Source organism: uncultured Nevskia sp. (assembly GCF_903885465.1).
GTDB lineage: Bacteria > Pseudomonadota > Gammaproteobacteria > Nevskiales > Nevskiaceae > Nevskia.
Map to the genome: position 1 here is coordinate 1 of NZ_CAISIQ010000172.1, position 12,327 is coordinate 12,327.

At 63.7% G+C, this 12,327-nt stretch carries 16 protein-coding genes; 7 read left to right on the forward strand and 9 right to left on the reverse strand.

Annotated features, from left to right (window positions below):
* Positions 1–478: 478 nt before the first annotated feature.
* Positions 479–688, forward strand: a complete 210-nt coding sequence (locus QZY06_RS06450) for a cold-shock protein (RefSeq protein WP_022977631.1) — start codon at positions 479–481, stop codon at positions 686–688.
* A gap of 279 nt (positions 689–967) precedes the next feature.
* The gene (locus tag QZY06_RS06455; protein ID WP_295681808.1) at positions 968–2,113 is read left to right on the forward strand and encodes a fatty acid desaturase; all 1,146 of its coding nucleotides are present in this window, start codon (positions 968–970) and stop codon (positions 2,111–2,113) included.
* 59 nt (positions 2,114–2,172) lie between these two features.
* On the opposite strand, the gene QZY06_RS06460 is transcribed toward QZY06_RS06455, so the two are convergent.
* Positions 2,173–3,165 carry an NAD(P)H-quinone oxidoreductase gene (locus QZY06_RS06460; RefSeq protein WP_295681810.1) on the reverse strand — a complete coding sequence of 331 codons (993 nt, stop codon included), beginning with the start codon at positions 3,163–3,165 and terminating at the stop codon, positions 2,173–2,175.
* A gap of 127 nt (positions 3,166–3,292) precedes the next feature.
* Here QZY06_RS06460 and QZY06_RS06465 point away from each other — a divergent pair, with 127 nt between their 5' ends.
* The gene (locus QZY06_RS06465; RefSeq protein ID WP_295681813.1) at positions 3,293–4,540 is read left to right on the forward strand and encodes a serine hydrolase; all 1,248 of its coding nucleotides are present in this window, start codon (positions 3,293–3,295) and stop codon (positions 4,538–4,540) included.
* Between the two features lie 12 nt (positions 4,541–4,552).
* Here QZY06_RS06465 and QZY06_RS06470 read toward each other — a convergent pair whose 3' ends face one another.
* Positions 4,553–5,020 (reverse strand): SET domain-containing protein-lysine N-methyltransferase, encoded by a 468-nt coding sequence (locus tag QZY06_RS06470; protein ID WP_293393435.1) that lies wholly within the window; start codon positions 5,018–5,020, stop codon positions 4,553–4,555.
* Positions 5,021–5,117: 97 nt separating this feature from the next.
* Between QZY06_RS06470 and QZY06_RS06475 the strand changes: the two genes are divergently transcribed.
* Positions 5,118–5,591 carry a metallophosphoesterase family protein gene (locus tag QZY06_RS06475; protein WP_295681817.1) on the forward strand — a complete coding sequence of 158 codons (474 nt, stop codon included), beginning with the start codon at positions 5,118–5,120 and terminating at the stop codon, positions 5,589–5,591.
* On the opposite strand, the gene arfB is transcribed toward QZY06_RS06475, so the two are convergent.
* Genes arfB through QZY06_RS06500 form a run of 5 tightly spaced genes read right to left on the reverse strand, consistent with a single transcriptional unit; the run spans position 5,592 to position 9,613 of the window.
* Positions 5,592–6,005, reverse strand: coding sequence for an alternative ribosome rescue aminoacyl-tRNA hydrolase ArfB (gene arfB / locus QZY06_RS06480; protein WP_295681819.1), 414 nt, complete (start codon positions 6,003–6,005; stop codon positions 5,592–5,594). It abuts the gene before it with no gap.
* 3 nt (positions 6,006–6,008) lie between these two features.
* Complete coding sequence (locus QZY06_RS06485) at positions 6,009–6,635, reverse strand: membrane integrity-associated transporter subunit PqiC (protein WP_295681821.1); 627 nt, start codon at positions 6,633–6,635, stop codon at positions 6,009–6,011.
* Positions 6,636–6,639: 4 nt separating this feature from the next.
* A complete protein-coding gene (locus tag QZY06_RS06490) occupies positions 6,640–8,298 on the reverse strand; it encodes an MlaD family protein (RefSeq protein ID WP_295681824.1) in 1,659 nt (552 codons plus the stop codon).
* On the reverse strand, positions 8,295–8,987 hold the full coding sequence (locus QZY06_RS06495) for a paraquat-inducible protein A (protein ID WP_295681827.1): 693 nt from the start codon (positions 8,985–8,987) through the stop codon (positions 8,295–8,297). The genes QZY06_RS06490 and QZY06_RS06495 overlap by 4 nt, the downstream gene beginning before the upstream one ends.
* Positions 8,984–9,613, reverse strand: a complete 630-nt coding sequence (locus QZY06_RS06500; RefSeq protein ID WP_295681829.1) for a paraquat-inducible protein A — start codon at positions 9,611–9,613, stop codon at positions 8,984–8,986. The genes QZY06_RS06495 and QZY06_RS06500 overlap by 4 nt, the downstream gene beginning before the upstream one ends.
* A 67-nt stretch (positions 9,614–9,680) precedes the next feature.
* On the opposite strand from QZY06_RS06500, the gene QZY06_RS06505 reads away from it, so the two are divergent.
* Positions 9,681–9,893 (forward strand): SlyX family protein, encoded by a 213-nt coding sequence (locus QZY06_RS06505; protein WP_295681830.1) that lies wholly within the window; start codon positions 9,681–9,683, stop codon positions 9,891–9,893.
* A gap of 19 nt (positions 9,894–9,912) precedes the next feature.
* Here QZY06_RS06505 and QZY06_RS06510 read toward each other — a convergent pair whose 3' ends face one another.
* Together QZY06_RS06510 and QZY06_RS06515 are read right to left on the reverse strand one after the other, a co-directional pair.
* A complete protein-coding gene (locus QZY06_RS06510) occupies positions 9,913–10,752 on the reverse strand; it encodes an NAD-dependent protein deacetylase (protein WP_295681833.1) in 840 nt (279 codons plus the stop codon).
* Positions 10,745–10,924, reverse strand: coding sequence for an oxidoreductase-like domain-containing protein (locus QZY06_RS06515; protein WP_295681836.1), 180 nt, complete (start codon positions 10,922–10,924; stop codon positions 10,745–10,747). The genes QZY06_RS06510 and QZY06_RS06515 overlap by 8 nt, the downstream gene beginning before the upstream one ends.
* Before the next feature lie 118 nt (positions 10,925–11,042).
* On the opposite strand from QZY06_RS06515, the gene QZY06_RS06520 reads away from it, so the two are divergent.
* Positions 11,043–12,074, forward strand: a complete 1,032-nt coding sequence (locus QZY06_RS06520; protein WP_295681838.1) for a hypothetical protein — start codon at positions 11,043–11,045, stop codon at positions 12,072–12,074.
* A 68-nt stretch (positions 12,075–12,142) separates the two neighbouring features.
* On the forward strand, positions 12,143–12,327 hold a 185-nt coding region (locus QZY06_RS06525; RefSeq protein ID WP_295681841.1), incomplete at its 3' end, for a hypothetical protein.

The window sequence follows — 12,327 nt, forward strand, 5'->3', positions numbered from 1 at the left end:
ATCTGCCGGCCTCAGCCTGAGGCCGGCATCCGCAACCGTTTGTCTGCTCGCGAACGGCCGACTCGCTCATGGTTCTGGGATATGGCTCGGCGCTGCTGAATCTGCGCGAACCCGTCGCACAAAAAAGTGATTACCAAGGTTTTGCGAGGGGCTCGATGTAAGCTGGTCAGCAAGGACGCTGACTCGTGCTGCTCGCGTTGGAGGGGCGGGCCGAACCCGGCTGCTAATGCTGCTTCGCAACGTCAAAATTCAACCGAGACGCGTGTTGCAGACTTCCGCATGGCTTGTTAGACAGCAGCGGAATTAGCGCGTACAGTGCACTTGCAGTCGTTTCAAGCAAGGTATTTACCGTGGTCAGTTTCCCCGCTACGAACGGGTGCTGTCAGTATCCCGGCTACATTTCTTGATCGCCCGCAAATACGACACTACCTCTGGTGTCGGTACTTTTTTGTCAATTCACCGTTAAAGGAATGTAGCAATGTCAGACTCGATGGGCACCGTTAAGTGGTTCAATGACGCCAAGGGCTTCGGCTTTATCACCCCGGCCGATGGCGGCGAAGATCTCTTCGCGCACTTCAAGGAAATCCAGGGCACCGGATTCAAGACCCTGAAAGAAGGTCAGCGCGTTGAGTACAAGGCGCAGCGCGGCCCGAAGGGCATGCAGGCCACCCAGATTCGCCCGCTCTAATAAGCGCTCGGATTTGAAAAACCGCAGCTTCGGCTGCGGTTTTTTTATGTCCGACGTTTGGCTGTCGCGGTAGCTTGCATGCGCAACGAGGTTCTCTGCCGACACCGGTCTTGATAATGACGCCGCTCGCCGTCATCAAAGAGACGGGCTTGGTAGTAATAGGTGAAAATGCCGAGCCTCCCCGGTCTCTCGCTTCCGGGCTGCCTGGCCTGCAAGGGCGCTTGCAGAATGGTCCTTGATTGCCGATAAAGCGAAATAGCCCTTCAACGAGTCTGCTCGATGACTGCTGCAAACCCTGCGTCCTCCCGGCCGGCGATCAACAAGCCCGCTTACGCGATGTTCACGATCAGCACGGCGCTGCTGCTGACGGTTTTCCCGTGGTACCTCTTCAATTACGACGTCAGCGCCAGCGCCTGGGTGGCCGGTGTCGCGCTGTTGTATGCCTGCGGCTTGTCGATCACCGGCGGCTATCACCGCTTGTGGGCGCATCGCGCCTATCAGGCGCATTGGAGCCTGAAGGCGTTCTATCTGCTGTTTGGTGCGATGGCGTTCCAGAATTCGGTACTGGTCTGGGCTTCGACTCACCGCATCCACCACGCCAATGTCGACGATGTCGATCACGATCCGTACTCGATCAACCGCGGCCTCTGGTACGCCCACATCGGCTGGATGCTGCGCGACTACCCGAGCGCCCGCACCGATTACTCGAACGCCCGTGATCTGCTCGACGATCGCCTGGTGATGTTCCAGCACAACTATTACCTGCCGCTGGCGCTGTTCATGAACATCGGCTTCCCGCTGCTGCTGGGCTGGGCGATGGGCGATGTCATGGGTTACCTGATGGTCGCCGGCCTGCTGCGTCTGGTGGTCAACCATCACGTGACCTTCCTGATCAACTCGCTGGCCCATTACTGGGGCCGTCGTCCGTACACGATCGAGAACACCGCGCGAGACAACGATCTGCTTGCCTTCCTCACCTACGGCGAGGGCTATCACAACTATCACCACCTGTTTCAGTGGGACTACCGCAACGGCGTACGCTGGTGGCAGTACGACCCGACCAAGTGGCTGATCGCCTCGCTGTCTTGGGTGGGCATCACTCGCGAACTGCGCCGGGTGCCGGAGTTCCGCATCCAGCGCGCGATGCTGCAGCGGCAGTTTGATCAGGTGCGCGAGCGGCTGACCGGCTGCAACAACGAAGGCCGGGTCGCCGTGCTTCAGCAGCGTTTCGAGCACGAGCTGGAAACCTTTAAGACCACCGTCAATGCCTGGAGTCATCTGCAGAGCCAGCGCATCGAAGCGGCGCGCGACAAGCTCGCCGACCAGTGGCAGCACAGCGACATGCGCCAGCAGTTGCTGGTGCTGGAAGATCGTCTGCGCGAGCAACGCCAGCGTATGCAGCCGCTGCATTGGCAGACCGCATGATCGCTCTACGTTGAACAAGAAACCGCAGCTTCGGCTGCGGTTTCTTGTTGGGCGGTCGATCAGTCGACGGTTAGCACGATCTTGCCGATGTGGGCGCTGGACGCCATCAGCCTGTGCGCTTCGACGACCTCGGCGAGCGGAAATGTCGCGTGTATCAGCGGCTTGATCCGGCCATTTGCAATCAGCGGCCAGACCTTGTCTCGGAGCGCAGCTGCCAGAGCCGCTTTTTCCTCATGCGTCTGCGGCCGCAGCATCGAGCCGGTGACGATCAGGCGCTTGCGCATGATCGCGGTGAGATCGATCGTCGCCGCAGCACCACGCTGGAAGCCGACCAGCAGCAGCCGGCCATCGACTGCCAGTGCCCCGAGGTTGCGGGGCGTGTAATCGCCTCCGACGATGTCGAGCACGGCGTCGACACCGCGGCCACCGGTTTCGCGGTGAATCTCGGTAACGAAATCTCTGCTGGCGTAATCGATCGCAAAGTCGGCACCCAGGGCGCGGCAGGCCGCGCACTTGTCGGCACCGTTGGCGGTGGCGAACACGGTGGCGCCGAAGGCTTTCGCGAACTGGATCGCGGTGGTGCCGATACCGCTGGTGCCGCCGTGAATCAGCACCGATTCGCCAGCCTTCAATCGGCCGCGGAAGAACAGGTTGCCCCAGACCGTGAACGAGGTCTCCGGCAGCGCGGCGGCTTCGATCAAACTCAGCCCGGCGGGAATCGGCAGACAGTGCGCGGCCGGCGTCACGCAGTACTCGGCATAGCCGCCGCCCGGCGTCAACGCGCAAACCGGATCGCCGATCTGCCAGCCCTGAACCTCGGCGCCCAGCGCTGCGATCGTGCCCGCCACTTCCAGCCCCAGGATCGGTGAGGCCGTGGGCGGTGGTGCGTAGACGCCCTGGCGTTGCAGCAGGTCCGGGCGATTGATGCCGGCGGCCATAACCTTGATCAGCACGTCGTTCGGGCCGGGCGCAGGGCGAGGGCCTTCGACGAGCTGCATGACTTCAGCCGCGCCCGGGCTATCGAAGTGAATGTAACGATGGGATGTGTTCATGCAGGCACTCTAGCGGCATCAAACAACACAAGTGTTCTGTTAAGGTTTTGCGACACGACGGCCGCCCGGCCGCACTCATGACTAAAGGCCCGCGCCATCAGCCGCGCTGGGCAGGAGCCCCGTTCAGATGGTCCTATTTCAGCCGATGAAGGTGCAGATCGCGCGCGACCTGCATCCGATCACCACGATTGCCGATGACGTCGAAGCGGCCGGGCCGCGTGGGGGCTTGAGCGCTGCCGATACCAAGGCGATCTGGGCCGCGCTGAAAAGTCTGTACCGCAGCGGTGCCTATCCGGGCATCGCGTTCTGCCTGCGTCGTCACGGCGAACTGGTGTTCAATCGCTCGATCGGCCACGCCGAGGGCAATGGCCCTGCGGACAGTGCAGCCGTGCCCAAGCGCCTGCTGACGCCCGAGACGCCGATCTGCCTGTTCTCGGCTTCGAAGGCCGTCACCGCAGTGCTGCTGCACAAGCTCGCCGAGGACGGCGGCATTCGTCTCGAGGAGCGAGTCAGCCACTACCTGCCGGCATTCGCGCAGGCCGGCAAGCGCGACACCACGATCAGCGATGTGCTCGCCCATCGCGGTGGCTTCCCGACGATGAAGATCGCCAAGATCGAGCGCAAGGTCGAGCTGATGGAGGACTGGGATCGGATCATCCGCCTGATCTGCGCCGCGCCGCCGACCTCGGGCAAGCAGATGTCCTATCACGCGATCACCGGCGGTTTCATCCTCGCTGAAGTGCTGCAGAAGGTGACCGGCACGAGTCTGTCCAGCTATCTCGATCAGCACATCCGCAAGCCGCTGAAGATGAAGCATTTCACCTATGGCATCGGCAAGAAATACTGGCCGGAGGTGGCGATCAACTACGAAGCCGGGGCGCTGGTGCGCTTTCCGATTTCAACGGTCGCCGAGCGGGCGCTGTTCGTGCCGTTCCCGGAAGTGGTGCGCGCCTCGAATACCGACAGCTTCAAGCAGGCGGTGATTCCGGCCGGCAACATCTTCGCGACCGCCGACGAGACCAGCCGCTTCTTCCAGATGCTGCTCGATGGCGGTGTCGCCAACGGCCAGCAACTGCTGAAAGCCGAGACTGTTGCTCGCATCGCCCGGCCACTGGGCCGGATGAATTTCGATCGCACCCTGATGATCCCGATGCGCTACAGCGAAGGCATGATGCTCGGCGCCAAACCCGCCGGCATGTATGGCCCGGACACCGCCGACGCCTTCGGCCATCTGGGCTTCATGAACATCCTCGGCTGGGCAGACCCACGCCGACACATCTCCGCCGGACTGCTGACCACCGGCAAGGCGATCCTCGGCACCCATCTGCTGAGCTTGAGTCGTCTGCTGGCGACCATCTCCAGCCGCTGCGCGTAATCCGGACAACGCTCAGCGCTTCGGCTTCAGCATCGTCCCGGTGCAGGTCGGCGCGCCGCAGCGGCAGGCCCAGATCTTCTTCAGCCGCGCGGTCTGGCGGCAGTCGAGGCGGATGCCGTAATCGAAGGTCAGTTCCTCACCCTGGTCGATGTCGCGCAGGGTTTCGATGACGATGCGATCGAGCTTCGGGTTCTTGCCCGGATCTTCGATCACGTACGGCTTGCAGTTCGGTTCGCAGCTGTGATTGATCCAGCGCGCGTCGTTGGAATCGAAGTTGCCGTCGACGACGTAGCGTTCGTTCAGCGTGAACAGAAACGTGTGGCCGGATTCGACGGTGTCCGAGTACACCTTGTCGATATACGCGTGGGTTCGCAGGCGGCCGGTGTACTCCATCACCTCGATGCCGGAGGCCAGCGGCTTGGCGGCAAAAACCCCATTGCCGTGGATCGCGGAACGACGGGTGACGGTGTTGCCGGACATGCATGGACCAAGGTCGAAAGTGCGCCATTGTGATCCAGAAACCATGCCGCCTGCATGCGGGGCAGGCCCTTGCAGCTAGCGCCATTACACTGGCGCCATGATTCGTCCGCCTGCCGTCATCGGCCTGATTTCAGATACCCATGGTTTGCTGCGCGAGCGGGCCCTCGCTGCGCTCGCCGGCGTCGATGCGATCCTGCACGCCGGGGACATCGGCGATGCGGCGATTCTCGAGCAGCTTGCGACGATCGCGCCGGTCACCGCCGTGCGCGGCAACAACGATCGCGAGCCCGCATTCGAGGCTGTTCCGGAAACGGCAACGCTGCAGGTCGGCGCAGTCGCGATTCATCTGCTGCACGATCTGAAGCTGCTGCTGGCCGACGATGCCGCCGCCGCTCAAGTCATCGTCAGCGGCCATAGCCATCGGCCGTTGATCGAGCCACGCGATGGCCGGCTGTACGTCAATCCGGGCAGTGCCGGGCCGCGTCGTTTCAGCCTGCCGGTCACCGTTGCGAAGCTACGCATCGCTGCTGATGGCAGCGTGCAGGCGGAGTTGATCGAGCTACAGCTTTAGTCAGTCGTCGACGCTGCGCCGCAGAGTCTTCAAGCCGCCGCGCCGGGTCTTGTCGTCAATGCGTTGCCGCTTCGAGGCGCGGCTGGGCCGGGTCGCCCGGCGGGCAATCGGCACATGCAGCGCGCGGACCAAGAGATCGGCGAGGCGAGCCAGTGCGGCATCCCGGTTCGCTTCCTGGCTGCGATGCTGCTGCGCCTTTATGACCACCACGCCATCACGGGTGATGCGCTGATCGGCGCGCAGCAGCACCCGTTCTTTCAACTCGTCCGGAAGGCTGGATGCGCGGATGTCATAGCGCAGATGGATCGCCGTCGAGGTCTTGTTGACGTTCTGGCCGCCAGCGCCCTGCGAGCGGGTAGCGGTCAGCTCGATCTCGGTCAGCGGGATGCTGAGCCTGTCGTTGATGACCAGCATGCTTCAGCCTGCTTCAGCCGCCACGCAGACATTGCTGGCCTTGCCGGCGTTGAGCGCTTCAAGTCCGCGGGCGATACGTCCAGCCAGTACGGCCAAGGCACGCTGATGACCTTCGGCAAGCGCATCGAAGCCGCCGGCAATGCTTGATTCGACGCGGCTGTCGCAAGTCGCGCTCTTGGCAGCATCACTGGCGCTGCTGACGGTCCAGGTTGCGTCGATCAGCGCCTGGCTGCCCAGGATCGATTCGAAGCGCCGCAGGCTTACCCGGATCCGGTACAGCGGTAGGCCTTTGGTGTCGCTGGCGCTGGCGTAACCGATGTCGGGTACACCGAGCTTTTGGGTCAGCGCCGCGCTGAGCGAGGCGCGAACCTCGTCGGCCAGCGGTGCGATCCAGCGCTGGCCTTCGACCGGCGTCAGTCGGCCGCCGCTTTCGCGGACGACGATCCGCGGCGTGTCGACCTGGGACGGAATATTCACCGCACCCAGTTCAATGCGGAACGCCGGATCCTGCGCTGCCGCGGCATCGCGGGTCGCGGCCGGCAGCAGCGTGTAGAAGCGGATCGGCGCCGCACTCTGGCAGCCGGCGAGCAGGGTGAGGGCGATCAGTGCTGCGAGGCTCGGGTTTCTCATCGGATCAGTTCCGTGGCGCATCGGTCGCTTTCCCTGGCTGAGGCTGTGGCTCGACTTCGACCGGCCGGCCGCGCAGCAGCGCTTCCGGATGCTGTTCGAGATATTCGGTCAGGGTCCGCAGGGAGGCGGCGGTGCGGTTCAATTGCTCTAGCGTGCGGCGCGCGTCCTGCTGCAGCGGCGCTTCCGGCGAAGTCAGATTCTGGTTCAGCGACTGGATCGCGGCACCAGCTTCGGCCAGGGTTTTCTTGGCCTGCGGCGCTACGTCCTGATCAAGCGTCTTGAGCAGGGAACTGGCGTTGTTCAGCGTGCTGCGCAGGTCGGCGGCCAGAGCTTCGAACGGAATCTTGTCGAACTTGGTGACGATGCTTTCGATCTGTGTCTGGATCTCTTCGAGACTGCCGGGAGCAGTCGGAATCTCCGGCGTGCTGTCCTGCGCGATGCTGATCTTTTTCGTGCTTCCGGGCTTGAAGAACAGCGCCACGTACTGCTGGCCGGTCAGCAGGTTGCCAGCGCGCAACTGCGCGTGCAGGCCCTGATTGATGAAGCGCTGCAGCACCTTCAGCGGCGGACGGCCTTCGCCATTGTCGAGCGCGGTCAGCGTCTTGTAGGCCGGGCCCAGACGCTCCAGGAACAGCTCGATCATCACGTCCGTGTAGAAGCTCTGTCGCTGGCTGTCGTACTGCGGCTGCATCGATTTCACTTCACCGATGACCACGCCGGAGAAGTCCACCGGCGTGCCCACCGACAGACCGCGCGTCGATTGGCGGAACACCAGCAAGGCGTTGACCGAAGGACCATCGACCGGCGCCAGCGCATCGGCAATCTTCGAGAACAATTCGAAGCTCTGCTCGGCCGGTGCCTGCTCGCCGGGATTGTTCGGGTCCGGCGCCTGGAAGGCGATGCCGCCAGCGAGCACGGTGGCCAGCGACTGAGTGTTCAGCCGCAACCCCTCTGACGACACCGCGAGATCGACGCCACCGGCGTTCCAGAACCGGGTATTGAGGGTCACGAAGCGATCGTAGGGCGCTTCGACGAATACCTTCACGGTGATCTTCTTGCCATCTTCATCGAGCGCGGAATCGACGACCTGGCCAACCGCCACCCGGCGGAAATAGACCGGCGCGCCGATGGTGATCGAACTGGCGTCGTAGGTGGTCAGCGTGAACTGCTTGCCCTTCTGATCGTGAGTGACGGCAGGCGGCTTTTCGAGGCCTTCGAAGGCGCGCTGCTCTTCCTTGTCGCGACCGACATCGACGCCGATGTAGGCGCCGGACAGCAGGGTGGAAATACCGGTCACGCCGCCAATGCCGATCCGCGGCCGCACGACCCAGAAGCGGCTGTCCTTGACCGCGAGACGGGTAGCCTCGGGCGTCAGCTCGACGCCGATCTGCACGCCTGAGTCATCGCCGTTCAGCGAGATGCTGCGGACCTTGCCGACCACCACGTCCTTGTAGCGGACCTCGGTCTTGCCGTTCTCCAGACCTTCGGCGGTCTTGAAGCTGATGGTGATCGTGGTGCCGGTGTTCAGCCAGGTGCGTACCACCAGCCCCAGGCCGACCAGTGCCGCGATCAGCGGCACCAGCCAGATCAGCGATAGGCGCTTGCGGCCATCCCGGCGAATCTCGGGGCTTGGCAGTTCATCGGGAGGCAGGGCTGCGCTCATGGCGATAGCGGGTCTTTGGCCGTGTCGGGTTTGACGGCGGGGGCTGCAGGTAGGGATGTGACGCGCCGGCGTGGTGTGTCCCAGTTCAGGCGTGGATCGAAGCTCATCGTCGCCAGCATGGTCAGCACCACAACCGCGCCGAAAGCGACAATGCCGGAACCCGGTTCGACGCTCGCCAGGGCGCCGAAGTGTACCAAGGTGACCAGCAGCGCCACCGCGAAGACATCGAGCATCGACCAGTGACCGATGTACTCGAGGATGCGATACAGCAGTGCCCGTTCACGCGGCAATTGCCGGCCGCCGCGCTGCACTTCGAGCAGCAGCAGCGCCAGTGCGCCCATCTTCAGCAGGGGCACCACGATTGATGCGGTGAAGACGATGATCGCCAGATCGTAGGCGCCGTCTTCCCACAGCGCGACGACCCCGGACAGGATGGTGTCGGACCAGCTTTCGAACAGCTTGGTCGAGTGAAGCACCGGCAGCAGATTGGCCGGGACGTACAGGATCATCGCCGCGACCAGGAACGCCCAGCTGCGGGCCAGCGATTCCGGACGCCGCGCATGTACCGGCGTGCCACAGCGCGGACAGTCGCTGCCGTGCGCCGGCCGTTCCAGCACCAGGCCGCAGGCTTCACAGCCGACCAGCCCGTGCTCGATGCCGCGGACGATTCGGCCTGTTGGCTCGCTCATGTGTTGGCCGCCTCTTCGTGCAGCGCCCACAGCTCGCGCAATTCGAAGGTGCCGAGCGCAGTCAGCAGGATGGTCAGCACACCGAACGCCCAGAGTCCCGGCTCGGGTTTCACCGACGCCAGATGCGACATCTTGATGATCGATACCAGGGTGCCGATCAGGAATACCTGAACCATGCTCCACGGCCGCAGCCGGCGCAGCCAGTGCATGGCGTCGACGAATCGCGACGCCTGCTGCTTCAGGCGGCAGGCCTGCAGCACGTAGAAATACAGCAGGATCTGCGCGAGCGGAAACAGGAACACGGTACCGATCAGGATCGCCGAAACGGCGCCGACGCCGGACGTCCAGGTGGTCGCGACGAGGCTCAGCAACCAGCCACGCGTCGTATTGCCGCCGGATTCCATGGTCACCAGCGGTGCCGCATTGGCGACCACGAAAACGATCAGCGCGGCGACCGTGAGCGCCAGCATGGCGTCGAGATCCAGCATCGGGCGGCGGTAAAGGGTCGCGCCACAGACATGGCAATCCGCCGCTTCACCGCGCTCCAGCGGCAGGCGCTGATGGACGCTGTCGCAGTGCTCGCAGATCGCGAGGTCCGGACGAATCTTGGTTGTCGAGGTGGTCATGACCATGCGCCAAGCATAGCCCGTGCCCGCCGTTACACTGCCTGCCTTGCAACGATGCCACGCCGACATGAGCAGCTCCGAAGAACGTCTGATCGAACTGGAAACCCGGATGACCTGGCAGGAAGACGCGCTGAATGTGCTCAGCGCCGAGATCCAGCGCCAGCAGCGCTTGATCGAACTGCTCGATCAGCGCCTGAAAGCGCTTGGCGATCGTCTGGCTTCCAGCGACCAGCCGGTGTTTCAGGGCACGTCACGGGACGAGATTCCGCCGCACTGGTAGGCCGTTTCGCGTCGGAAGCTCAGCAGGCGGGCTCTCTGGCCAGATGGGCTACCGCCGCCGTCAGCGTCTCGCCGCAGGGCGCATCGATCTTCACGTCGATGAGGTCATCGGCGCGGGTCTTGCCCAAGGTCAGCACAGCGATCGGCAAGCCGCGCTCGTGGGCGGCCACGGCGAAGCGGTAACCCGAATAGACCATCAGCGATGAGCCAACGACCAGCAGACCATCGGACGCCTGCAAGGCTGCGAACGCGGCATCGACCCGTTCGCGCGGCACGCCTTCGCCGAAGAACACGACATCCGGCTTCAGCATGCCGCCGCAGTAGGTGCAGCCAGGCACCGTGAACGCGCTGAAGTCCGCGTGTTCGAGATCGGCGTCGCCATCGGGCAGCGCCACGGCGGTGCGCGCTGCCCAGTCCGGGTTGTCGTCCTGCAAACGCTGCTGGAAGACGCTGCGCGGCGAGCGCTGATCGCAGGCCAGACAGATCAGCGTGTCGAGCCGGCCGTGCAGATCGATGACCTCGGTACTGCCGGCAGCCTGATGCAGGCCGTCGACATTCTGGGTGATCAGTCGCGTGATTCGGCCCTGGGCCTGCAGCGTCGCCAGCGCCCGATGCGCCAGATTCGGCTGCGCCCCGGCGAGCAGCGGCCAGCCGATCATGCTGCGCGCCCAGTAGCGCGCCCGTTGCAGCGCATCGTTGCGGAAGACCTGGCCAGTGATCGGCGGCCCGCGTTTCCAGGCGCCGTCGGCATCGCGATAGTCGGGGATGCCGCTGCCGGTGCTGACGCCGGCGCCGGTGAGCAGCAGCACGCGCGGCGCGGCGTCGAGAAAGCCGACCAGCCGCTGTGCGGCTTCAATCATCGATCGGAATGCCCTGCAGCCGGGCCATCTTCTGCCAGCGGCCCAGTTCACGCAGGTAGATGCGCAGTTCGCAGTCCGCGCAGCCGCCGCCACAGCAGTCGTAATCGACCGGCGGTTGCGGCTTCGGCGGCAAAGCTTCAGGGGCTGGCTGCGGTTCCAAGCGGGTGCTCAAGGGTTTTGATGGTGCTCAGGATAACGGCCGGGAACACGGCTTGTGTCATCGCTGGCCGCGCCTATGCGAAGCTAGCGAACAATTGTTTCCTACTGATTCCGAATTCTGGAGAAGTGTGATGGTCGACAAGAAAGCCGGTATCGCCGAGGCCCTGCTCGAAGCGCATGTGCAGCACATCGTCGAGGAGATCAGCGGCCCGGGCCTGAAGGCGCTGCTGGCTGAGGAAGTCGATGCCGCGCTGCTCGCAGCCAGCAAGCTGACCGTCGGCAACATGGTCACCCGCAAGCAGATCAAGGACACCGCCGCGGTGTTCGCCAGCGAAGTCGAGTTCGGGCCGGGGCTGCCGGAACTGGTCGGCGAGATCGCCCGCCGCATCCATGCTCACGAGATTCACAGCAAGACCACGCCAGGCGATCTGCTGACCGATCGGCACTTCGAGGATTTCACCGATCAAATCCTCGAACTCGACACCCTGCGCGACAAGATCATCCGCGCCGCCGTGACCAGCCCGCTGTACGCCGATTTCGCCTCCGATCTGCTCTACAGCGGCATCACCGGCTACCTCGCGCAGAGCAATGTCGCGAAGAACATTCCCGGTGCCAGCTCGATGCTCAAGCTCGGCCGCGCCGCGCTCAGCGTCGCCACGCCGAAGCTGGAATCCTCGCTCGAAGAAGGCCTGCGCAAGTACATCGCCAAGGCCGTGCAGGCCTCGACGACGCGCAGCGCGGAGTTCCTGATCTCCCACGCCAGCCCCAAGCTGCTGAAGGAACTGGCGCTGGATACCTGGGACAAGCTGCGCGACGAACCGGTCGGCGCGCTGCGGGACGACATCGACGACACCGTTGTAGAAGAGCTGTTCGTCACCGGTTTCGAAGCCTGGCGCCATCTGCGCAAACAGGATTGGTACCGCATCGTCATCGACGCCGGCATCGACGGTTTTTTCGACAAGTACGAGAACGCGACCCTGACCGCTTTGCTCGCCGATCTCGGCATCGACCGTGAACGAATTCTTGACGAACTGCAGCGCTACGCGCCGTCGGTGATCAAGACGCTCAAGAAGAAGAAACTGCTGGAGCCGATCGCGCGCCGTCGCCTGGCCAGCTTTTACGGCTCGAAGGCATTCGCCGACATCGTTGCCGGTGCGGCGTGAGGGTTCTTTGGGGGCGCCAGATCGAGTCCTTCCGCTATCCTGCGGCATCATTTGAAAGCAGGCACTTCGTGAACAACTGGCTCTTGTTTGTGGTGATGATGTCGATCGGCAATGTGACGTTCGCCGCCGAACCGGACTCGGATGAAATGGCGCTGCTGACCAGCCGAACGACATCGCCGGAGCTGTCGCCAGAACTGGTGCGCGCGCTCGAACTGGATGTTCCGGAGTGGCACAGGAAAGGCGCTACGGGACC